The sequence below is a fragment of the Sphingomonas sp. BLCC-B65 genome (genome assembly GCF_028550675.1).
Classification (GTDB): Bacteria; Actinomycetota; Actinomycetes; order Actinomycetales; family Microbacteriaceae; genus Microbacterium.
Genome location: NZ_JAQQGL010000001.1, coordinates 1,147,245 through 1,169,595, shown reverse-complemented (window position 1 = coordinate 1,169,595; position 22,351 = coordinate 1,147,245). Strand labels below are relative to the sequence as shown.

At 68.3% G+C, this 22,351-nt stretch carries 21 protein-coding genes and 1 riboswitch; of the genes, 9 read left to right on the top strand and 12 right to left on the bottom strand.

Features of this window, described 5'->3' with window-relative positions; translation table 11 throughout:
* Window positions 1-37 precede the first annotated feature (37 nt).
* Window positions 38-193, bottom strand: a riboswitch (FMN riboswitch).
* Between the two features lie 67 nt (window positions 194-260).
* Together PP359_RS05670 and PP359_RS05665 are read right to left on the bottom strand one after the other, a co-directional pair.
* Window positions 261-1,124, bottom strand: coding sequence for an Fpg/Nei family DNA glycosylase (locus tag PP359_RS05670; RefSeq protein ID WP_294980247.1), 864 nt, complete (start codon window positions 1,122-1,124; stop codon window positions 261-263).
* 39 nt (window positions 1,125-1,163) lie between these two features.
* Window positions 1,164-1,727, bottom strand: coding sequence for a GNAT family N-acetyltransferase (locus PP359_RS05665; RefSeq protein ID WP_039414015.1), 564 nt, complete (start codon window positions 1,725-1,727; stop codon window positions 1,164-1,166).
* A gap of 244 nt (window positions 1,728-1,971) precedes the next feature.
* Here PP359_RS05665 and PP359_RS05660 point away from each other — a divergent pair, with 244 nt between their 5' ends.
* Window positions 1,972-2,856 carry a type IV toxin-antitoxin system AbiEi family antitoxin domain-containing protein gene (locus PP359_RS05660; protein ID WP_112932559.1) on the top strand — a complete coding sequence of 295 codons (885 nt, stop codon included), beginning with the start codon at window positions 1,972-1,974 and terminating at the stop codon, window positions 2,854-2,856.
* A gap of 119 nt (window positions 2,857-2,975) precedes the next feature.
* On the opposite strand, the gene trpS is transcribed toward PP359_RS05660, so the two are convergent.
* From trpS to sdhC, 7 genes are all read right to left on the bottom strand, one after another.
* Window positions 2,976-3,980, bottom strand: coding sequence for a tryptophan--tRNA ligase (trpS, locus tag PP359_RS05655; protein WP_499250068.1), 1,005 nt, complete (start codon window positions 3,978-3,980; stop codon window positions 2,976-2,978).
* A 67-nt stretch (window positions 3,981-4,047) separates the two neighbouring features.
* On the bottom strand, window positions 4,048-4,881 hold the full coding sequence (locus tag PP359_RS05650; protein ID WP_499250067.1) for an exodeoxyribonuclease III: 834 nt from the start codon (window positions 4,879-4,881) through the stop codon (window positions 4,048-4,050).
* 50 nt (window positions 4,882-4,931) lie between these two features.
* Window positions 4,932-6,119 carry a YihY/virulence factor BrkB family protein gene (locus PP359_RS05645; RefSeq protein WP_294980243.1) on the bottom strand — a complete coding sequence of 396 codons (1,188 nt, stop codon included), beginning with the start codon at window positions 6,117-6,119 and terminating at the stop codon, window positions 4,932-4,934.
* 77 nt (window positions 6,120-6,196) lie between these two features.
* On the bottom strand, window positions 6,197-6,970 hold the full coding sequence (locus PP359_RS05640; protein ID WP_005048113.1) for a succinate dehydrogenase iron-sulfur subunit: 774 nt from the start codon (window positions 6,968-6,970) through the stop codon (window positions 6,197-6,199).
* Complete coding sequence (gene sdhA, locus PP359_RS05635) at window positions 6,970-8,799, bottom strand: succinate dehydrogenase flavoprotein subunit (RefSeq protein ID WP_294982432.1); 1,830 nt, start codon at window positions 8,797-8,799, stop codon at window positions 6,970-6,972. The genes PP359_RS05640 and sdhA overlap by 1 nt, the downstream gene beginning before the upstream one ends.
* 51 nt (window positions 8,800-8,850) lie before the next feature.
* The gene (locus PP359_RS05630) at window positions 8,851-9,321 is read right to left on the bottom strand and encodes a succinate dehydrogenase hydrophobic membrane anchor subunit (RefSeq protein ID WP_039412770.1); all 471 of its coding nucleotides are present in this window, start codon (window positions 9,319-9,321) and stop codon (window positions 8,851-8,853) included.
* The gene (gene sdhC, locus PP359_RS05625; RefSeq protein WP_005048122.1) at window positions 9,321-9,755 is read right to left on the bottom strand and encodes a succinate dehydrogenase, cytochrome b556 subunit; all 435 of its coding nucleotides are present in this window, start codon (window positions 9,753-9,755) and stop codon (window positions 9,321-9,323) included. The genes PP359_RS05630 and sdhC overlap by 1 nt, the downstream gene beginning before the upstream one ends.
* A 238-nt stretch (window positions 9,756-9,993) precedes the next feature.
* Here sdhC and PP359_RS05620 point away from each other — a divergent pair, with 238 nt between their 5' ends.
* The 8 genes from PP359_RS05620 (at window position 9,994) to PP359_RS05585 (ending at window position 19,466) form a co-directional block, all read left to right on the top strand.
* Complete coding sequence (locus PP359_RS05620; RefSeq protein ID WP_039412764.1) at window positions 9,994-11,109, top strand: mannose-1-phosphate guanylyltransferase; 1,116 nt, start codon at window positions 9,994-9,996, stop codon at window positions 11,107-11,109.
* Between the two features lie 162 nt (window positions 11,110-11,271).
* Entirely contained in the window at window positions 11,272-12,396 is a 1,125-nt protein-coding gene (locus PP359_RS05615; protein WP_036284482.1) for a BMP family lipoprotein, read from the top strand.
* Window positions 12,397-12,485: 89 nt separating this feature from the next.
* Entirely contained in the window at window positions 12,486-14,000 is a 1,515-nt protein-coding gene (locus tag PP359_RS05610) for an ABC transporter ATP-binding protein (protein ID WP_499250066.1), read from the top strand.
* Window positions 13,997-15,307 (top strand): ABC transporter permease, encoded by a 1,311-nt coding sequence (locus PP359_RS05605; protein WP_051498707.1) that lies wholly within the window; start codon window positions 13,997-13,999, stop codon window positions 15,305-15,307. Before PP359_RS05610 ends, PP359_RS05605 begins: the two co-directional genes overlap by 4 nt.
* Complete coding sequence (locus PP359_RS05600) at window positions 15,304-16,587, top strand: ABC transporter permease (protein ID WP_294945311.1); 1,284 nt, start codon at window positions 15,304-15,306, stop codon at window positions 16,585-16,587. The genes PP359_RS05605 and PP359_RS05600 overlap by 4 nt, the downstream gene beginning before the upstream one ends.
* 8 nt (window positions 16,588-16,595) lie before the next feature.
* The gene (locus PP359_RS05595) at window positions 16,596-16,997 is read left to right on the top strand and encodes a cytidine deaminase (protein WP_036315842.1); all 402 of its coding nucleotides are present in this window, start codon (window positions 16,596-16,598) and stop codon (window positions 16,995-16,997) included.
* On the top strand, window positions 16,994-18,310 hold the full coding sequence (locus PP359_RS05590) for a thymidine phosphorylase (RefSeq protein ID WP_294945307.1): 1,317 nt from the start codon (window positions 16,994-16,996) through the stop codon (window positions 18,308-18,310). The genes PP359_RS05595 and PP359_RS05590 overlap by 4 nt, the downstream gene beginning before the upstream one ends.
* A gap of 40 nt (window positions 18,311-18,350) precedes the next feature.
* A complete protein-coding gene (locus tag PP359_RS05585) occupies window positions 18,351-19,466 on the top strand; it encodes an adenosine deaminase (protein ID WP_112932567.1) in 1,116 nt (371 codons plus the stop codon).
* 112 nt (window positions 19,467-19,578) lie between these two features.
* On the opposite strand, the gene PP359_RS05580 is transcribed toward PP359_RS05585, so the two are convergent.
* From PP359_RS05580 to PP359_RS05570, 3 genes are all read right to left on the bottom strand, one after another.
* Window positions 19,579-20,475 (bottom strand): endonuclease domain-containing protein, encoded by an 897-nt coding sequence (locus PP359_RS05580; RefSeq protein WP_135948457.1) that lies wholly within the window; start codon window positions 20,473-20,475, stop codon window positions 19,579-19,581.
* A 219-nt stretch (window positions 20,476-20,694) separates the two neighbouring features.
* The gene (locus tag PP359_RS05575) at window positions 20,695-21,843 is read right to left on the bottom strand and encodes a mannitol-1-phosphate 5-dehydrogenase (protein WP_499250065.1); all 1,149 of its coding nucleotides are present in this window, start codon (window positions 21,841-21,843) and stop codon (window positions 20,695-20,697) included.
* The gene (locus PP359_RS05570; protein ID WP_036315826.1) at window positions 21,843-22,280 is read right to left on the bottom strand and encodes a PTS mannitol transporter subunit IIA; all 438 of its coding nucleotides are present in this window, start codon (window positions 22,278-22,280) and stop codon (window positions 21,843-21,845) included. Before PP359_RS05570 ends, PP359_RS05575 begins: the two co-directional genes overlap by 1 nt.
* Window positions 22,281-22,351 lie beyond the last annotated feature (71 nt).

Below are 22,351 nucleotides of genomic sequence, written 5' to 3'. Positions count from 1 at the left end.
CCGACACCGCAGATCCCGCCGCGGCGTGCGCGACGGCATCCGTGCTGCCTCCCATCCGGACTAGCGATCGGGTTCTCGTCGAACCGTCACGCATCACCGTCGGTCCCGGAATTCCACCGGATCAACCCCTCCTGGGAGGAGCTCGCGGACTGTCACCGCCGGTTCGGATTCACACCGACCCCGGAGCACGTTTCTTGCACTTGATCCTAGTCAACGCCCTGCAGAGGATTTCATTCCGTGTCGGTGCAGAGCGCGCTGCCCTATTTCAGCAGTCGCGACAGTCGCCGGTCGGCGAGCAGCTTTCCGCCGGTCTGGCAGGTGGGACAGTACTCCAGCGAGTTGTCCGCGAAGAAGACGCTGCGTACCTCGTCGCCGCACACCGGGCACGCCTCACCCCGCCGGCCGTGCACCGACATTCCGCGACGTTTCGCATCCTTCAGATCTGCCGGGGGCCTGCCGGACGCCGATGCGACGGCATCCGTCAGTGTCGTGCGCATCGCGGAGTAGAGGCCGTCGACATCGGCATCGGTCAGGCTCGCCGCGAGCGCATACGGCGACATCCGCGCCGCGTGCAGGATCTCGTCGGAGTAGGCGTTACCGATACCCGCGATGATCGCCTGGTCGCGCAGCAGCCCCTTGATCTGCGTGCGGCGCCCGGCCAGCAGGGCGGCGAGAGCGTCGCGCGTGAAGTCAGCCGAGAGCGGATCGGGACCCAGTCGTGCGATGCCCGGCACATCCTGCGCAGCGCGAGCGGCGTACACGGCGAGCGACTTCTTGGTGCCGGCCTCGGTCAGGTCGAATCCGGCGCCGTCGTCGAGGCGCACGCGCAGCGCGATCGGCGTCTTGCCCGGTCGGATCACCGTGTCGGGAACCGTCTCGTACCAGCGCAGCCAACCGGCCTTGGCGAGATGGAAGATGAGATGGATGCCGGCATCCGTCGCCAGGTCGACGAACTTGCCGTGGCGCCGGGCTTCACCGATGCGGCCCCCGACGAGGCCGTCGATGGGCGGGTCGTAGGTCTTGAGCGCCGCGATGTTGGCGACCGTCACCTTCGTGATGGTGCGTCCCGTCGCGCGCTCGGCGAGGAAGTCGACGAGACCTTGCACCTCCGGCATCTCGGGCATGGCCTCATCCTGCCACTGCGCCCCGACACCGCGTCAGGGTCAGCCGGCGGCGGGCCATACCTGTGGGGCGCGCTCATCGTCGGCGAGCAAGCCCGCGATGAGGCCGTCGGCGCGCACGCCGGCTCCGTTGACGAGAGCGGAGCGTACCCGGCCCTCGTAGCGGAATCCGAGTCGCTGCGCGACGCGGTGCGATGCGGGATTGTCGACCACGGCGCGCCACTCGATCCGTTGCAATCCCAGTCCGTCCGGAGAAAAGCCCCAGTCGATCACCCTCTGCGCCGCCTCCACGACCAGTCCCCGACCGCGCGCGGCGGGCGTCATCCAGTAGCCCAGTTCGCCGGATCCCTGGCCGAGGCGATGCAGGCCCATCATGCCGGCGAGCATGCCGTCGTGGCGCAGCGCCCAGGTCGCCTCCGTCTCGGCATCCCACCAGCCCGCGACTTTGTCGACGAACCCCTCGGCGTGCGCGCGCTCGTACGGCGACGGCACCGTCGTGAAGCGCTGGATCAGCTCGTCCTGGCAGGCGGCGTAGATCGCGTCGACATCGTTCTCGGTCGGCAGCGAAAGTTCCAGTCGCGTCGTCCGCAGTGTCACCGGTTGCATGCCGCGAGCCTATCCCCGCCCGCCCGCCCGCCCGCCCGACCCGCCCGCCTGCCCGACCCGTCCCGACGGTGCATAACTCCGCCTGAACGGTGCCGCCGCCTCGTTTCGCGACAACCGCAACCTCTTCAGATGGAGTTGTGCACGGCATCCGCGAACCCCTCCCCAGCGCAGCATCCGAGCGTTCTGTCCGCAGATCGACTGACACGCCGGCCCTGCATCCCGGCGCCGGTCGAGCATCGTCGTCGTGGACCAGGTTGAATGCGTGAGTTCCCGAGAACTACGACAGGCGGGCATGAGCCGTCGCCAGATCACCGACGCCGTACGCGCGGGCGCGATCATCCGCGCCCGCCGCGACCACTACCTGGTGGCTGACGCACCCCGGTCGATCGTCGCGGCCGTGCGCGTCGGGGGCCGGTTGACCTGTCTCAGTCTGCTCGCCGCCGAGGGGGTGTTCGTGTTCGCCAACGATGCCCTCCACGTGCATCTTCAGCGCGGGTCGAGCAGACTGCGCGGCGCCGAAGGGGTTCGTACGCCGATTTCACCTCGGCATCGGCGAGACCGGCTGACGCTGCACTGGCTCCCGCTGATGCAGCCGGATCGGGCGAATTCGGTGCGTGTGGGCCTGCTCGATGCTCTCGCGCACTCCGTGCTCTGTCAGCCTCCCCGGCACGCTATCGCGACCCTCGACAGTGCACTGAACCGCGGCGCGATCGTGCGCTCCGATCTCGACCGGATCTTCGATGTGCTGCCGCGGAAGTATGGTGCGCTGAGGCCGCTGGTCGACGGTCGGTCGCAGGCCGGATCGGAGACCCTCGTGCGTCTGATGGTGCGCGCGACGGGGGCGCACGCGGAGCCGCAGGTGTTCTTCCCCGGCGTCGGCTGGGTCGACCTGCTGGTCGAGGGATGGCTGGTCATCGAGTGCGACAGCCGGCAGTTCCATTCGGACTGGAGGCAGCAGGTCAAGGACCGCGACCGGGACCTCGCGCTGGCCGCCCAGGGCTGCGTCGTGCTGCGGGTCACGGCCGCTCAGGTCTTCTTGCGCCCGCAAGACGTGCAGGCCGCGATCCGAGCCCTTCTCCGCGCACACGCCGTTGCCCGGCCTCGGCCGGCACGCTCGCGGCGTGCGTAACTCCGCCTGAGCTCGTCGCCGGGTGGCATTCCGGGGCGGGATGCCGCGATGAGGCGGAGTTGTGCGCGGCCGGCGCCCGCGGCAACAGCAGTTCCCGCGGCAACAGCGCCCCCGAGGGATCAGCCGCGGCGGAGCAGCCCGACCTTCGCGTACACGTCGGCGAGGGTCGCATCGGCGACCTCGGCGGCGCGGTCGGCGTTGGCGGCGAGCACCCGGTCGAGCTCGGCCGGGTCGGACAGCAGGTCGAGCGCCCGGGCACGCACCGGCCCGAACTCGTTCACGACCACCTCCGCGAGACCCTTCTTGAAGTCACCGTAGCCGCGGCCCGCGTACTCGTCCTCGATCGAGGGGATCTGACGTCCCGTCAGGGCCGCGTAGATCACCAGCAGGTTGGACACCCCGGGCTTGTTCTCCTTGTCGTAGCGGACCACGCCCTCGCTGTCGGTGACGGCGCGCATGATCTTCTTGGCCGACACGGCCGGGTCATTCAGCATCCACAGCACGCCGGCATCCGACTCGGCCGACTTGCTCATCTTGGCGGTGGGGTTCTGCAGGTCGTAGATGCGGGCCGTTTCCTGCTGGATCACCGGCATGGGCATGCGGAAGGTCTGGCCGTAGCGGGAGTTGAAGCGCTCTGCGAGGTCGCGGGTGAGTTCGACGTGCTGCTTCTGATCGTCGCCGACCGGGACGATGTCGGTCTGATAGAGCAGGATGTCAGCGGCCATCAGCACCGGGTACGTGAACAGACCGACGTTCGTCTGGTCGGCGCCGTACCGCGCAGACTTGTCCTTGAACTGCGTCATGCGGTTCGCCTCACCGAATCCGGTGATGGTCGAGAGCACCCAGGCGAGCTCGGCGTGGGCGCGCACGTGCGACTGCACGTACAGCGTCGACTTCGACGGTTCGATGCCGGCGGCGATGTACTGCGCCGCCGTGCGCCGGGTCTTCTCCCGCAGCTCCGCCGGATCGTTCGGCTGGGTCAGAGCGTGCAGATCGACGACGGAGAAGAAGGCCTCGTACTCCTCCTGCAGGTCACGCCACTGCAGCAGGGCCCCGATGTAGTTGCCGATCTGGAGGGAGTCGGCGGAGGGCTGCATTCCGGAGTAGAGGCGGGGCCTGGTCATTGTCCAAGTCTAGAGAACGGATGCCGGTGCCCTGCCGTCCGCCGGGGCGACAGCTCCGCCGGACAGTTCAGAACGCGTAGTCGGCCACCACGGGCGCGTGATCGCTCCACCGTGTGTCCCACGAGGGTGCGCGCACGACACGATAGTCGACGACGCGCGCGGCCAACGCCGGCGAGGCGAGGTGGTAGTCGATCCGCCAACCGGTGTCGGTGTCGAACGCCTTGCCGCGGTTCGACCACCACGAGTAGGGGCCGTCGACCTCGCCCGCCCACCGGCGTCCCACGTCGACCCAGCCGAGCCCCGTGCCGGTGGTGCCGTCCGTGCCGACGACCTGTTCGCCTTCGGGGCCCGTGAAGCGGTCGAAGTACGCGCGCTCGCGGGGCAGGAAGCCCGCCTTCTTGACGTTGCCCCGCCAATTGCGGATGTCGAGTTCGCGGTGACCCACGTTGAGGTCGCCCGTGATGAGGGCCAACTCGCCGAGCTTCGGCATCCGGGATTCCATCGCGTCGAGGAACGCGTATTTGGCCACCTGCTTCTCGGTGTCGGCTTCGCCGGTGTGGACATACGCGCTGACGATCGTCACCTTCTCGCCGGCGACGTCGATGTCGGCTTCGACCCAACGTCCGCGGGAATCGAGGGTGTCGTCGCCGAGTTCGATGCGCCAGATGTCGATCGGCTCGCGAGCCGCGATCGCGACACCGGCGCGACCCTTCGCCACCGCTTCGTCGTTGACGATGTGCCACCCGGGCAGAGCGTCGGCGAGGTGCGTCGCCTCGCCGCGCACCTCCTGCAGAGTCAGCACGTCGACGTCGGCCGTCTCGAGCCACGGGAGCATGCCCTTCCGGGCGGCGGCACGGATGCCGTTGACGTTGACGGAGGCGACGCGCAGGTTTCGGGGCACCCGTCAACCCTAACGAGCGCCGCCGACACGCGACGCGGGGTCCGCGGCCCTCAGCCGAGGAGGCCGCGCGGGGGCGGGGGAGCGTCGGCCTCGACCCGCGCGAGGTCGTCTTCGGCGCGCCGGAGCTCACGCGTCTCGTGCCAACGCCGCCACCAGGGTGCGTCGGCGCGCGCGAGGTGGGCGTCGCGCACGCGTACCCGCGCGGCGATCAGCAATGCGGCGTGCTCGCGACGCCGCTGCTCGTCCGCCGACAACTGCTCGATGGGCACGTCCGCGTCCTGCGCCGTGAGGGCGACCCATGACGCCGCGACGAGGATCACGATGCCGACCAAACGGAACCAGAGCAGGAATCCGACGAAGACCGAGAAGGTCGCCAGCAGCGGGTTGGAGGGGGAGTAGGAGAGGAGGATTCCAGCCCCGTACTGGAGGACCACCATCGCGGCGCCGCCGAGTGCGGCGCCGGGGAGGATCAGCCGCCACCGTAACGAGGTTCCGGTGAGGAAGCGGATCAGCGCCCCGATGGCAGCGGTGTTGATCGCGAAGGCGACCGCCCCCGAGGCGATGCGGCCCGTCACCCACACCCAGTTCGAGTAGCCGGGCCACTGGAACAGCTGGAACAGCAGCTCGATCGCACCCGCAGCGACGCTGGCGAGGATCGCGCCGATCACCAGCGCCAGTCCGAACAGGGCGGCCGCGAAGAAGTCCCTGGCCTTCAACAACACGTAACTGCGGGTGTCGAACGGCAACCCGAAGATGTCGCGCACGGCGCGCCGGGTGAACGTGACGAAGCCGATCGCCGTCCACAGCGCGGCGATGAACGCCACGGCACCCGTGACAGCGAGCACACTCGCCGACTCCTGCGCGATCTGCGCGACGTCGGCTTCGCTCACCAGCCCCTGGCCATCCTCGCGCCCGATGAGGCCCGGGATGTAGAGGTTGAGGATATGGATGAGTCCGGCGATGGCCTGAGCGCTGCCCCCGAGCCAGATACCGACGATCGCGAAGCCGAAGTAGATCACGGCGAAGATCGCGAACAGGGACTGGTAGCTGATCGCCGCGGCGAGCAGGAACCCGTTGGCGCGCAGGAAATGACGCCATACGCGGATCGGGAACCACCCGAGCGTCTTGCGCGTGATCTCCGTCGCGCGCTCGATCGGCTCGTCCAGGCGCTCCCGCAGGGGCGACTGCTCCCAGCGCGCACGCCACGCGGCATCCGCGCGTTCCGACGAATCCGTCACCAGATCAGCGTAGCGAGAGCGGATGCCGGGGCCGTTACGGTCCCGGCATCCGCTCTGCTGGTCGGTGGTCGGCGGACTCAGCGACCGCCGCGCATGACGGCCTGCTTGACCTCGGCGATCGCCTTGGTGACCTCGATGCCGCGGGGGCAGGCCTCGGTGCAGTTGAAGGTCGTGCGGCAACGCCACACGCCTTCCTTGTCGTTGAGGATGTCCAGGCGCGTGGTCGCCGCGTCATCGCGCGAGTCGAAGATGAACCGGTGCGCGTTGACGATCGCGGCGGGGCCGAAGTACTGGCCGTCGGTCCAGAACACCGGGCACGACGAGGTGCACGCGGCGCACAGGATGCACTTGGTGGTGTCGTCGAAGATCTCGCGGTCGACGATCGACTGGATGCGCTCCTTGCCGGCCTCGGGCTTGCTGTTGGCGATGAGGAACGGCTGCACCTCGCGGTACGACGCGAAGAACGGCTCCATGTCGACGACGAGGTCCTTCTCCAGCGGCAGACCCTTGATCGCCTCGACGTAGATCGGCTTCGAGATGTCGAGGTCCTTGATCAGCGTCTTGCAGGCCAGGCGGTTGCGGCCGTTGATGCGCATCGCGTCGGAGCCGCAGATGCCGTGGGCGCACGACCGACGGAAGGTCAGGGAGCCGTCGACCTCCCACTTGATCTTGTGCAGGGCGTCCAGCACGCGATCGGTGGGGTACATCTCGACGTCGTAGTCGACCCAGCGCGGCTCGCTGTCGGTCTCGGGGTCGAAACGACGGATGATGAAGGTGACGAGGTACGACTGGATCGGGGCCTCACCGGTCGTCTCGGCGACGACGTCCTGCTCGACGATGGCGGTCGACATCAGTACTTCCTCTCCATCGGTGGGTAGTTGAATTCGCCCTTGTCGTTCTTGGTGAACACGACGGGCTTCCAGTCCAGCTTGATGTGATCCTCGGGGTCGGGCGAGTGCGGGTCGCCGGTGAGGTAGGCCATCGTGTGCTGCATGTACTGCTCGTCGTCGCGGTCGGGGTAGTCCTCGCGCATGTGTCCGCCGCGGCTCTCGCGACGGTTGCGGGCGGCGTACGCGACGATCTCGGCAAGGTCGAGAAGGAAGCCGAGCTCGACGGCCTCGAGCAGATCGGTGTTGAAGCGCTTGCCCTTGTCGTCGATGTGCACGTTCTTGAAGCGCTGGCGCAGGTCGTGGATGGTGCCCATGACGTTGGTCAGGGTCTCCTCGGTGCGGAAGACCTGGGCGTTGGCGTCCATCTCCTCCTGCAGCGTCTTGCGGAGCACCGCGACGCGCTCGGTGCCGGTGTTGCTTCGCAGACCCTCGAGCATCTCGCGGACCTCCTTGGCGGGGTCCTCGGGCAGCGGCACGAAATCAGCGGTCTGCACGTACTGGACGGCGTTGCGACCGCTGCGCTTTCCGAAGACGTTGATGTCCAGCAGCGAGTTGGTGCCGAGGCGGTTCGCGCCGTGCACCGAGACGCACGCGCATTCACCGGCGGCGTAGAGGCCGGGCACGACGGTGTCGTTGTTCTGCAGCACCTCGCCGTTGTTGTTGGTCGGGATGCCGCCCATCGCGTAGTGAGCCGTCGGCATCACCGGCACCGGTTCGGTGACGGGGTCGACGCCGAGGTACGTCCGCGCGAACTCGGTGATGTCGGGGAGCTTGGTCTCCAGGACCTCGGCGCCCAGGTGGGTGCAGTCGAGGTAGACGTAGTCCTTGTGGGGGCCGGCGCCGCGACCTTCCAGCACCTCCTTGACCATGCAGCGGGCGACGATGTCGCGCGGAGCGAGGTCTTTGATGGTGGGGGCGTAGCGCTCCATGAACCGCTCGCCGGAGGCGTTGCGCAGGATTGCTCCCTCACCGCGGGCGCCCTCGGTGAGCAGGATGCCGAGGCCGGCAAGCCCTGTCGGGTGGAACTGGAAGAACTCGATGTCCTCGAGGGGCAGACCCTTGCGCCAGACGATGCCGACACCGTCGCCGGTGAGGGTGTGCGCGTTGGAGGTCGTCTTGTAGATCTTGCCGAAACCGCCCGTGGCGAAGATGACCGCCTTGGAGTGGAAGACGTGCAGATCGCCCGTCGCCAGTTCGTAGGCGACGACACCGGCGACCTGCGTGTTGCCGTCGGCGTCCTTCACGGTGATCAGATCGAGCGCGTAGTACTCGTTGAAGAAGTTGATGCCGAGCTTCACGCAGTTCTGGAACAGCGTCTGCAGGATCATGTGGCCGGTGCGGTCGGCCGCGTAGCACGCACGGCGCACCGGCGTCTTGCCGTGGTCGGCGGTGTGGCCGCCGAAACGGCGCTGATCGATCTTGCCCTCGGGGGTGCGGTTGAAGGGCAGGCCCATGTTCTCGAGGTCGATGACGGCGTCGATCGCCTCGCGGGCGAGGATCTCCGCGGCATCCTGGTCGACGAGGTAGTCGCCGCCCTTGACGGTGTCGAAGGTGTGCCACTCCCAGGAGTCCTCTTCGACGTTCGCGAGCGCCGCCGCCATTCCGCCCTGCGCCGCGCCGGTGTGCGACCGGGTCGGATAGAGCTTCGTGATCACGGCGGTGCGGGCGCCCGGACCCGCCTCGATCGCGGCGCGCATGCCGGCGCCGCCGGCGCCCACGATGACGATGTCGAACTCGTGGTAGTAGACGCCGTCCTTGAGTACGGCCTCGGGATGCTGCTGGGTAGTCACGTCAGGAATGCCTTGTCTTCTGCGTCGTCGTGAGCGTCGTGGTGCGCGCGCTCAGCGCGCGGCGCACATCTGGATGAGCCAGTCCGTCGTCGAGTTCTCCACGCCCAGGCACGGGTCGAAGGTGAAGACGACGAGGGTGCCGAGCACGATCAGGAAGCCTGCGGCGATCCACAGGGCCCACACGAGCACCTTGCGGGTGGTCGCGCCGACGACGTAGTCGTTGACGATCGTGCGCATGCCGTTCGCGCCGTGGATGAGGGCGAGCCAGAGCATCAGCACGTCCCAGACCTGCCAGAACGGGCTCGCGAACTTGCCGGCGACGAAGGCGAAGTCGATGCCGTGGATGCCCTCGCCGAGCATCAGGTTCACGAAGAGGTGCCCGAAGATCAGCACGACCAGCAGCACGCCGGAGGCGCGCATGTAGATCCAGCCGATCTTCTCGAGGTTGGCCCCCTTCTTGCGCACCTGCGGGGCGCGGGGCGCGGGGATGGTCTGGTCGTTGCTCGGGGTGAGGGTGGACATCAGTGACCGCCTCCGATGTTGGACAGCACGATGGGGATGTGGCGTGCGGCGAATCCGCCCACGGTCACGACCCACAGGCCCAGCACGCCCCACCACAGCTGACGCTGGTGGCGGGTCGCCCACGGCCACAGGTCGACCGCGATGATGCGCAGGCCGTTGAAGGCGTGGTAGACGATGGCCGCGACCAGAGCGACCTCGCCGAAGCCCATGATCGGGTTCTTGTACGTGCCGATGACCGCGTCGTACGCCTCGGGGGAGAGGCGGATCAGGGCAGTGTCGAGCACGTGCACGAGCAGGAAGAAGAAGATGGCGACGCCGGTGATGCGGTGCAGCACCCAGGACCACATGCCCTCGTTGCCGCGGTAGAGCGTTCCGCGCGGCGTCTTGGACGTGGTCTGAGCTACCGACGGTGTGACGCGTGCTGGTGCAGACACGGTCGTCCTCCCTTGGTGTGAACGGACACCTCGGTACGGCGGGGGCTGACATCGGCCCCGGGGTTCACAACGGCACTGGACCCTCGGCGTCGCACACGGGCGCAGTCATATCCTAAGTCGGCGTTCGAGAGCAGGGCGACGAAGGCGAGCCTAAGTTCTCTCGATATCGAGAGATTCGGAACGAAACGGCCTTCTTGACGAAATCGGTCCGTCACGTGCGGCCCGGTACCCTGGCGGCATGGCCGATCCGATCGACGACTTCTACGCCGTGATTCCCGCCGGGGGTGTCGGCAGCCGCCTGTGGCCGCTGTCGCGCGCCGACGCACCCAAGTTCCTTCACGACCTCACCGGATCGGGGCACTCCCTCCTGCGCGACACCTGGGACCGCCTCGCGCCGCTGTCCGGGCCCGACCGCATCGCCGTCGTCACAGGACGTGCCCACCGGGCCGCCGTGGAAGAGCAGCTTCCTGGCATCCCCGACCGCAACGTGTTCCTCGAATCCGAGCCGCGCGACTCGGCGGCCGCGATCGGCCTGGCCGCCGCGATCCTGCACCGCCGCGAGCCCGACGTCATCATCGGATCATTCGCGGCCGACCACGTGATCCGCGGCACGCGGGTGTTCGAGTTCGCCGTCCGAGATGCGGTGGAGGTGGCGCGCGAGGGCTACATCTGCACCGTCGGCATCTCGCCGTCTGAGCCCGCGGTCGGTTTCGGCTACATCAAACGCGGCGGCGAGCTCATCGTCGAGGGCGCGCGGGACGCCTCGCTGGTCGAGCGTTTCGTCGAGAAGCCCGACCTCGAGACGGCGAAGCAGTACCTCGCCGATCGCGACTATCTCTGGAACGCCGGCATGTTCATCTCTCGCGCCGACGTGCTGCTCGCGGAGATCGAGGCCAACAATCCTGAACTGCATGCGGGACTGATCGAACTCGCCGAGGCGTGGGACGACCGCGATCGCCGTGGTCCCGCGGTCGACCGTATCTGGCCCAAGCTGCCGAAGATCGCGATCGACTACGTGGTGGCCGAGCCGGCTGCCGAGAAGGGGCGCCTGGCCGTGGTGCCCGGCCACTTCGACTGGGACGACGTCGGTGATTTCGCCAGTCTCGCCAAGCTCAACAGCGGTGGGCGCAAGAACGACCTCGCCATTCTCGGCGAGAACGCCCGCATTCTCTCCGATGCAGCCAGCGGCATCGTCGTCAGCCACACGAAGAGGGTCATCAGCTTGATCGGCGTGAAGGACATCGTGGTCGTGGATACTCCCGACGCGCTTCTGGTCACCACGAGCGAACACGCCCAGCGCGTGAAGGGCGTCGTCGACGCGCTGAAGCTCACCGGCCGCGGCGACGTGCTCTGATCACGAGCCACCGGGCAGGATGCCGCGTTCGTGTCGGCTTGATTGCGTCTTTGTAACCTTTCGCCCGCACCTGGGTGTGCAGCGTGCAAATCCCACGTCACAGTAGGTAACTTCGATCCGTGCGCCCGCGAAATCCGCGGGTCTATCAATGTGGAGGCTGCATTGACCATCTCGACCACCAAGAAGCTCGCCGGCATCACAGCTGCCGCGGGGCTCATCATCGCCCTCGCCGGTTGTGGCTCGGCCCCGACCCCCGCAGGCTCCGGCTCGGCCGCTGCCGGCGGCACCGTCGTGGACGGCTTCAAGCCCTGCCTGGTCTCGGACAACGGCGGCTTCAACGACAAGTCGTTCAACGAGTCGGCTAAGAACGGCATGGACAAGGCTGCCGCAGAGCTGGGCGTGAAGCCCCTCGAGGTGGAGTCGAAGTCCGACAACGACTACAAGCCCAACATGGACGCCCTGCTGTCGGGTGGCTGCACGTTCATCGTGTCGGTCGGCTTCAAGCTCTCCGCCGCGACGGTGGAAGCCGCGAAGGCCAACCCCAACGTCAACTTCGCCATCATCGACGACTCCGCCGACACCGACCAGGACGGCAAGACCGACGCTCCGAACATCAAGCCGCTCCTCTTCGACACGGCTCAGGCTGCGTACCTCGGTGGCTACGCCGCCGCTGCGTGGTCGCAGGCATCCGGCGTGAACAAGGTCGGCACCTTCGGCGGCATGCAGATCCCGCCGGTGACCATCTTCATGGACGGCTTCGTCGAGGGCGTCAAGAAGTACGACGCCGACAAGGGCGCGAACGTCCAGTCGTTCGGCTGGGACGCGGCTGCGCAGAAGGGCTCGTTCACGGGTGACTTCAAGGCGAACGACACGGCCAAGCAGACCGCGCAGGGCATCCTCGACCAGGGTGTCGACGTGATCCTGCCCGTCGGTGGCCCGATCTACCTGTCTGCCAGCGCTGCCATCAAGGACAGCGGCAAGAACACCGTCATGCTCGGTGTCGACTCCGACCTCGCCGTCGCCGACCCCTCGGTCGCCGACCAGATCCTCGTCTCCGTCATGAAGCGCATCGACACCGCGGTGTACACCGCCGTGACGCAGGCGTCGCAGGGCAAGTTCGACGGCACGCCGTACGTCGGCACGCTGGAGAACGACGGCGTCGGCCTCTCGTCGTTCCACGACTACGAGAGCAAGCTGCCGGCCGGTCTGCAGGACGAGCTGAAGGCGCTGCAGGCGAAGATCGTCAGCGGCGAGATCAAGGTCACCTCGCCCAGCTCGCCCAAGTAATCCACGAGCACGAGAGCGGGGCGTTTCGCCGGCCGGCGAAGCGCCCCGCTCTCTTCTCGTGCCCGACCTCTCTGGATAGGGTCACACGTATGAAGCTTGAGTTGCGTGGCATCACGAAGCGGTTCGGATCGCTCGTCGCCAACGACCACATCGACATCGTCGTTGAACCGGGGCAGATCCATGCCCTGCTGGGTGAGAACGGTGCCGGAAAGTCCACCCTGATGAACGTTCTCTACGGTCTCTACCGGGCCGACGAGGGGCAGATCCTGCTCGACGACGTCGTCCAGGATTTCCGCGGTCCGGGAGACGCGATGGCCGCCGGCATCGGCATGGTGCACCAGCACTTCATGCTCATCCCGGTCTTCACGGTCGCCGAGAACGTCATGCTCGGTCATGAGCAGACCGGCGTCATGGGATCCCTCGACCTCGCCGCCGCGCGGGCGCACGTGCGCGCCGTCGCCGCGCGTTTCGGGTTCGATGTCGATCCCGATGCCCTCGTCGGCGATCTACCGGTCGGCGTGCAGCAGCGCGTCGAGATCATCAAGGCGCTCTCGCGCGATGCCAAGGTCCTCGTCTTCGACGAGCCCACTGCAGTGCTCACCCCGCAAGAGACCGATGAGCTCATGTCGATCATGAAGCAGCTGCGGGATGAGGGCACGGCGATCGTGTTCATCACGCACAAGCTGCGCGAGGTGCGCGCCGTCGCCGACCGCATCACCGTCATCCGTCTCGGCAAGGTGGTCGGCGAGGCCGAGCCCACCGCATCCAACACCGAACTCGCCTCGATGATGGTCGGTCGACCGGTCGAGCTGACCGTCCAGAAGAACCCTCCGCAGATCGGCTCGGGCGGCCTCGAGGTCAGGGACCTCCGCGTCATCGGCGCCGATGGCGTCGTCCTCGTCGACGACATCAGCTTCGACGTCCGTCCCGGCGAGGTCCTCGCCGTCGCCGGTGTGCAGGGCAACGGCCAGACCGAGCTCGCCGAGGCGATCATGGGTCTGAGCGCGCACACGACCGGATCGATCCGCCTGGACGGTGCCGAACTGCTCGGCCGCAGCGTCAACCAGGTCCTGGCCAGCGGCGTCGGCTTCGTGCCCGAGGACCGCGGTGAGGATGGCCTCGTCGGAGCCTTCTCGGTCGCCGAGAACCTCATCCTCGACCGCTCCGACGACCCGGACTTCTCCCGCTGGGGGACCATTCGGCGCGGCATCCTCGACGACTTCGCCAAGGAGCGCATCGCCGAGTTCGACATCCGCACGCAAGGCCCCGCCCAGGCGGCGGGTTCGCTCTCCGGCGGTAACCAGCAGAAGGTCGTGATCGCGCGCGAGCTCAGTCGCAGCCTCAAGCTCTTCCTCGCCTCCCAGCCGACGCGCGGTGTGGACGTGGGCTCGATCGAGTTCATCCACAAGCGCATCGTCGAGACGCGCGATGCGGGCATTCCCGTCGTCGTCGTCTCCACCGAGCTCGATGAGGTCGTTGCGCTCGCCGACCGCATCCTCGTGATGTACCGCGGGCGCATCGTGGGCATCGTGCCGGCGGACACGCCGCGTGATGTCCTCGGCCTGATGATGGCCGGCGAGAACCCGACGGAGGATGCCGCGTGAGCACCACGACCGAACCCGCCCCCCTGGCACCCGGCGCGGCGGTACCCCCTCCGCCGACGGCGAACCGCGTCATGACCGAGATCCTGCGCGGCAATGTCGTGACCACGATCCTGGCCGTCGTGCTGGCGCTGATCGTCGGCGGCGTGCTCATCGCCGTGACCAACCCGGAGGTGCAGGCGGCATCCGGATACTTCTTCGCGCGCCCCGGTGACACGCTCTCGGCCGCCTGGACCGCCGTCGCCGGCGCGTACGCCGCACTGTTCACGGGCTCGGTCATCAACCCCAACGCCCCCGACTTCCTGAGCGCGATCCGCCCGCTCGCGAACACCCTCGGGTTTGCGACACCGCTCATCGCGGCAGCTCTCGGCATCGCCGTCGCCTTCCGGGTGGGACTGTTCAACATCGGTGCCCGCGGCCAGATGCTCATCGCGTGTGCCGCCGCGGCGCTGGTGACCTTCCAGCTGGATCTGCCCGCGATCATCCAGGTGCCGCTCACGCTCGTGGTCGGCATCATCGGCGGTGCGCTGTGGGGCGGGCTGGTGGGTCTGCTCAAAGCGCGCACCGGCGCGCACGAGGTGATCCTGACGATCATGCTCAACTACATCGCGTTCTACCTGGTGTCGTGGATGGTGCGTGTGCCCGAGCTGCTCCAGAAGCCGGACAACATCCAGCCGATCAGCCGGCCCACGCCGGAGAGCGCGCGTTTCCCCCTGCTGTTCGGCGAACAGTTCAACCAGCTCAACTGGGGCTTCGTGATCGTCATCGTCGCGACGCTGTTCGTGTGGTGGCTCGTTGAGCGCTCCAGCCTCGGCTTCCGCATGCGCGCCGTCGGCGAGAACCCGCACGCGGCCCGCGCCGCGGGCATCAGCGTTCCCCGTGTCTACATCTACGCGATGCTGTTCGCCGGCGGCCTGGCCGGTATCGCGGGCATGTGCCAGATCCAGGGCACGGTCACGAGCGGCTTCGACGGCGGTATCGACGCCGGTATCGGCTTCAACGCCATCACCGTCGCCCTCCTCGGACGCAGCCGTGCGTGGGGCACGTTCTGGGCCGGCATCCTGTTCGGCGCGCTCAAGGCGGGCTCGTTCCCGATGCAGGCGCTGCAGCAGATCCCGGTCGACATCGTTCTCGTCGTCCAGTCGCTGATCGTGCTGTTCATCGCCGCTCCGCCTCTGATCCGCACGATCTTCTTCCTTCCCAAGACCGACGCCGAGCGCTCGCCGCGTTCGCGTGCCCGCCTCGCGCGGCGCCGCGCCCGCGGCAACGGATCGGATGCCGGCAACGACCAGAAGGCGGTGGCAGCATGACCGCGCCGGTGATCGCTCCCGAGATCGGTGAGCCGACCGTCGTCCAGGTGCGCGCGATGAAGGTGCCGATCACCCTCCTGGTGCTCGCCGGACTCCTCGGCATCCTGTTCCTTCTCGCTCCCCGCGACGGCGTCACCACGTATCGACTCGCCGAAGCCGGGGCGGCGATCGCTCTGGGCGACGTGAGCATTCCGGCGCTGCCCGTGGTCTGGGCGTCGTGGGCGATCGCGACGGCGCTCGCCGTCGTCTCCTTCGTCGCCGCCCGCCGGTATCGCCCGGTCGGGCTCTGGCTGCCGATCGTCTACGCCGTGCTCGCCATGGTCGCGTTCCTGACGTGGGCCGGTGCCGGCGCGTCCGGCGCCATCACTCTGGTCGGGCTGCTCGGCGGCTCGATCTCGCTCGCGGTGCCGTTGGTCTTCGGCGCCCTCGGCGGTGTCATCGGTGAACGGGTCGGCGTGGTCAACGTCGCGATCGAAGGGCAGTTCCTGCTCGGCGCGTTCACGGCGACCGTCCTTTCCAGCATCACGCAGAACCCGTTCGTCGGGCTCGTCGGTGCGATGCTCGGCGGTGTCGTCGTCGCCTTCGCCCTGGCCGCGTTCTCGATCAAGTACATCGTCGACCAGGTGATCGTCGGCGTCGTGCTGAACGTCTTCGTGTCAGGCCTCACCGGCTTCCTCTACGGCGTCATGCTCGCCCCCAACACGCAGACGCTCAACAGCCCGGCGCGGTTCGACCTCATCAAGATCCCGATCCTCGGCGACATCCCCGTCATCGGTCCGGCCCTGTTCAACCAGACCTTCCTCGTCTACTTCATGATCGTCGTCGTCATCGTCGTGACGTGGGGGCTCTACCGCACGCGCTGGGGCCTGCGTCTGCGGGCGGTCGGCGAGCACCCGCAGGCGGCGGACACCGTCGGCATCAAGGTCAACCCGACACGATTCTGGAACGTGCTGCTGGCCGGCGCGATCGCCGGCATGGGTGGCGCGTACTTCACCCTCGTCTCGGTGCCGCAGTTCACGAAGGACATGACGGCGGGGCTCGGCTATATCGCCCTCGCCGCCGTGATCTTCGGCCGTTGGGATCCGGTGCGGGCGACGCTCGCCGCGCTGCTGTTCGGATTCGCCACCAACCTGCAGAACCTGCTGACCGTGCTGAAGACGCCGATCCCCAGCGAGTTCATGCTCATGCTGCCGTACGTCGTCACGATCCTCGCGGTGGTCGGATTCGCCGGCCAGATCCGGGGACCCGCGGCATCCGGCAAGCCCTATATCAAGGAGTGACCTCTTTCATGACCGACATCGACTGGGACGAGCTGCGCGCCGTCGCCACCGAGGCCATGCAGCGCGCCTACGCGCCGTACTCCCGCTATCAGGTGGGGGCCGCGGCGCTGGTCAGCGATGGACGCATCGTGTCGGGCTGCAACGTCGAGAACGCCTCGTACGGCGTCGGGCTCTGCGCCGAATGCGCCCTCGTGGGCGATCTGCACATGTCCGGCGGTGGGCAGCTCGTCGCCTTCGTCTGCGTCAACAAGGACGGTGAGACGATCATGCCCTGCGGGCGCTGCCGCCAGCTGCTCAACGAGTTCGCTCTGCCGGGAATGCTGTTGGAGACCGTTTCCGGCATCCGCACGATCGATGAGGTGCTGCCGGATGCCTTCGGCCCGCGCGATCTCGAGGAGGTGTCGCGATGAGCGCGGCGCAGAGCGCGGCGGATGCCGCGGTCGAACCGTTCGACGCGGTCGACGTCATCCGTACCAAGCGTGACCGCGGTGCGGTGCCCGAGGACGCCCTGCGCTGGATGATCGACGCCTACACGCGCGAGTATGTCGCCGACTCGCAGATGGCGGCCTTCGCGATGGCCGTGCTCCTCAACGGCATGAACCGCGATGAGATCCGCGTCATGACCGATGCGATGATCGCCTCGGGCGAGCGCATGAGCTTCGCCGGCCTCGGCAAGCGCACCGTCGACAAGCACTCCACCGGCGGTGTGGGTGACAAGATCACGCTGCCGCTCGCGCCGCTCGTCGCGGCGTTCGGTGTCGCGGTGCCACAGCTGTCCGGCCGCGGCCTCGGCCACACCGGCGGCACGCTCGACAAGCTCGAGTCGATCCCCGGCTGGCGCGCCGCCCTGTCGAACGAGGAGATGTTCGCGCAGCTGCGCGACGTCGGACCGGTGATCTGTGCCGCAGGCTCCGGTCTCGCTCCCGCCGACAAGCGTCTGTACGCCCTGCGCGATGTGACCGGGACCGTCGAGGCGATCCCGCTGATCGCGTCCAGCATCATGTCGAAGAAGATCGCCGAGGGTACCGACGCGCTCGTGCTCGACGTGAAGTTCGGTTCCGGCGCGTTCATGCGCGACGTCGAGAAGGCACGTGAGCTGGCGCGCACGATGGTCGCACTCGGCACCGACTCGGGCGTGGCCACGACGGCGCTGCTGACCGACATGAACACGCCGCTCGGTCTCACCATCGGCAACGCCAACGAGGTGCGCGAGTCGGTCGAGGTGCTCGCCGGCGGTGGCCCCGCCGACATCGTCGAGCTGACCGTGGCTCTGGCCCGCGAGATGCTCGCCCTGGCCGGGCAGCCCGACGCCGACGTCGAGGCGGCCCTGCGCGACGGGCGCGCCATGGACGCGTGGCGAGAGATGATCCGCGCCCAGGACGGCGATCCCGACGCGGCGTTGCCGACACCGCGTGAGACGCATACCGTGGTCGCCGCTCGCGACGGCGTGCTGACGCGGATGGAGGCGCTTCCGTTCGGCATCGCCGCGTGGCGTCTGGGCGCGGGACGGGCGCGCGCCCAGGATCCCGTCATCCACGCCGCCGGCATCGACCTGCACGTCAAGCCCGGCGCATCCATCGTCGCCGGACAGCCGTTGTTCACCCTCCTGGCGGATGATGACAAGCGCTTCGAGCGCGCCCTCGACGCCCTCGAGGGTGCCTGGGAGATCGGAACGGATGCCCCGGCATCCACTCCGCTCGTCCTCGAGCGCATCACCGCCTGACCCTTCGCTCCACCCGCACTGCCCACCAGAAGGAAGCCCCATGGCCACCGACCCCTACGCCGACCCGAAGCTCGAGGGCGTCTCCATCCGCTCGCTTCCCAAGGTCTCGCTGCACGATCACCTCGACGGCGCGCTGCGGCCGCAGACGATCATCGAGCTCGCCGATGAGATCGGCCTCGACGTTCCGTCGACGGATGCCGAGGAGCTCGCCGACTGGTTCGAGGACCAGAGCGATTCGGGTTCACTCGTCGAGTACCTGAAGACGTTCGATCTGACGACCGCCGTGATGCAGAGCGCCGACGGCCTGCGCCGCGTCGCGAAGGAGTTCGTCGAGGACCTCGCCGCCGACGGCGTGATCTACGGGGAGGTGCGCTGGGCCCCCGAGCAGCACCTGGGCGGAGGGCTCTCCCTCGAAGAAGCCGTCGAGGCCGTGCAGGAGGGCATCGAGGAGGGCGAGGACGCCGTCGATCGCTCGGGTCGCGACATCCGGGTCGGCCAGCTCATCACGGCGATGCGTCATGCTGACCGCTCGCTGGAGATCGCCCGGCTCGCGGTCGCGTTCCGCGGCCGCGGTGCGGTCGGCTTCGACATCGCCGGAGCCGAGGACGGCTTCCCGCCGTCGCGTCATCGCGCCGCGTTCGACTATCTCGCCTCCGAGTTCTTCCCGGTGACGGTGCACGCGGGGGAGGCGGCGGGACTCGACTCGATCCGCTCCGCGATCCTCGACGGTCGCGCTCTCCGCCTCGGCCACGGTGTGCGCATCGCGGAGGACCTCGAGGTCGTGCAGCAGCAGGGCGACGAGGTGCTGGTGACCTTCGGCGACCTGGCGCGCTGGGTGCGCGATCGCGAGATTCCGCTCGAGCTGTCGCCCTCGTCGAACCTCCAGACCGGTGCGATCGCCGCGTGGGGCAAGAACCTCGAGGATCATCCGTTCGACCTGCTGTACCAGCTCGGCTTCGCCGTGACGGTCAACGTCGACAACCGCACGATGAGCCGCACCTCCCTCACGCGCGAGCTCGCGCTTCTGGCAGAGACGTTCGACTACCGCCTCGAAGATCTGGAGGCGTTCCAGCTGAACGCCGCCGCCGGCGCATTCCTGTCGGTGGAGGAGCGCGAAGAGCTCATCGAGCTCATCGGTGAGGGCTTCGACGCCTGACCGTCACCCCACGGCAGACCCGTCACGGGCGCGCCTCGAGTACGGCGACCGTTCACAACTCCGGAGTTTCCGAGCAGGTTCGGCCCGGTGGGCCACAGATCGGGCCGTCCGTTCACCGTTCTCCGGAGTCGTGAACTCGCACGGTCTGCGGCGTGGCGCGAGGGCCGCGGCTGACCGCCCGCCGGAGCACTTCGATCACCCGTTCCGGACGGAAGAGGATGTCCTCGGCGAGCAGCCGCAGTGTTGTGAAGCCGAGTCCGACCGCGGCGGCATCCCTGCGGCGGTCTCGTTTGTGGTCCTCCCACGTCCCGTGGTGCGAGAGACTGTCGCACTCGATGACAAGCCAGCCGTCGACGAGGAGATCCACCCGGCCGACGCCGTCGAGTCGCACCTGCAGTTCCACGTGGCGTCCCAGATTGCGCAGCATGAGGCGGACGAGGGTCTCGGTGCCCGCCTCCGCACGTCGGTCGAGAAGCGGCCGCAGTGATCGGTAGCGCCGGGGAAGGTGTGCGAAGACGTCAGCGAGACCGTCGTCATCCACTGCTCCGAGATGCCACGCACTGTCGAGCGTGGCGATCGCATCCCGCGGCCTCTGGCAGCGCACTGCTGCACAGAGCGCTTCACGGACAGGTACGAGGACATCATCGGCGGCGCCGGAGCTGGGACGCCAATGTCGCACGATTTGCGTCGACTCCCCCGGTCGCGGCGTGCGCGAGGCGTCCGGAGCGAGCTGGATGTGGAGCCCCGCATGCTCCCGTACGAACACGCCGAGAAGCCGCAACAGTGAGACGCAGTCCAGGCGCCCGCCCCAGTGCACCGCCGCGCACACCTGCGGATCGGTGTCGCGGGGCAGATAGCGATCCCTCCGCAGGCGCAGGAGCTGCCCGTCGCGCACCGCGTCGGTGATCTGTCGGCTGGTGACTCCCGCGGCGCGCAGGTGAGCACGTCGCAGGACAGTGGTCGGGACGTCGCGAGGCAGAACGAGACGGTCGGCAGAAGATCGGAGCATGTCCAGAACTCTGACCGCGACGCCCGTGGGGTGGGGCTCTGTGCGCCGCCTCGGTGGATGACCCGGTTCAGTCGGAGGCGGGGGAGGAGTCGCCGCCGTTCACAACTCCGGAGATGCGCTCGCGACCGTCGGCCACAGCCCTGGCTGGGGGTGGTGTACCGAGAGATCTCCGGAGTTGTGAACGGTGCGCGGCCGGCCGTTCCCGGGGCGCGAGTCGGGTCAGAGCTCGGACTGACGGAGGCGTACGACGGCTTCGACCGCGGCGAACAGCGGGTGGGACGGCTCGAGTCCGGTGACCGCGGCGGTGAAGGTCGCGGCATCCTCTTCGCGGAGGCGGCGCTGCATCTCGACCGACTGCTCGTCGTCGGGCTCGTCGAAATCGAGGGCGGCACCGATCGCATCGACGAGCGCGCCGGTCGCCAGTCCGCGCTCCGCGGCAGCCGCAGCGGGTCCGACGAAACGCTCGTGGCGTGACAGCTTGCGCAGCGGCTGGCGCCCGACGCGGCCCACGGTGTCGGGAAGAGCCGGGTTGGCGAAGCGGCGCAGGATCGTCGACCGGTACTCGGCGAGCTCAGCGGCAGCCCATCCGTGCACCGCGACCAGCAGTGCGGAGGTCTCCTCGAGCGCGGCGGCCACGCGGGCTGCGATGGACGGATCGGCCAGCGCGTCCGAGATCTTCTCGACACCCGCACGGGCACCGAAGTACGCCGTTGCGGCATGACCGGTGTTCACCGTGAAGAGCTTGCGCTCGATGTACGGGGCGAGGTCGTCGACGAAGTGGGCGCCCGGAATGTGCGGCGGAGCATCGCCGAAGGGCGGACGTTCGATGGCCCATTCGAAGAACGGTTCCACGGTGACGTCGATGCCCGCGCCCTCCGGCTGCGCGGGCACGATGCGGTCGACGGCGGTGTTGGCGAACACCGCCCGGTTGCTGATCGCATCCCAGGCATCGCCGGCCTGGGCGCGGATCTCGTCGCGCAGGGTGTCGGTCGCCCCGATCGCGTTCTCGCACGCCATGACCTGCAGCGCGGGTCGCGACGGGTCGCGAAGCGCCAGGCCCGCCAGGATGTGGGGCGCGACGAAGCGCAGGATCGTCGGGCCGACCGCCGTGGTCACCACGTCGGCGGTGGCGATCTCGTCGATCAGCGCCTGCGGATCGCTGGCACTGTTGATCGCGCGGAAGCCCGTGACGACGGTGTCGGTGCCGCCGTCGCCGACCTCGTGGACGGTGTACTCCGAGGCGGCGTTGATCGCGTCGACCAAGGATGCCGCGACATCCGAGAACACCAACTCGTACCCGCCCTGGTGCAGCAGCAGCCCGACGAAGCCGCGACCGATGTTGCCGGCGCCGAAGTGGACGGCCTTCATCAGCCGTTCACCGTCGACAGCAGCGCGAAGAGCTCTTGCGCGGTGGTCGCGGCCTTCAGCCGTGCGACCTCCTCGTCCTCGGAGAACAGCAGAGCGATCTGCGACAGGATGTCGAGGTGCTCGTCGCCCTTGCCGGCGATGCCGACGACGAAGCTCACCTTCTCGCCGTCCCAGTCGACGCCGCCGTCGTAGCGGACGAAGGAGAGTGCCGAGTCGAGAATCGCATCTTTGGTCTCGTTGGTGCCGTGGGGGATCGCGAGCTCGTTGCCCATGTAGGTCGAGACCGTCTGCTCGCGCTGCAGCATCGCGTCGAAGTACGCGGACGTGACCGCCCCCGCGGCTTCGAGGATGTCGGCGGCCTCCCGCATCGCCTCCTGCTTGCTCACCGTCCCCGGGTGGATGCGGACCTGGTCGATCTTCAGCACGTCGCGTGACATGTCATCCTCGTCTCTGTTCGAAGCTCGTCCCGGTCATGGTACGTCCGGGACGTCGGCGTCGGGCCGCGGCC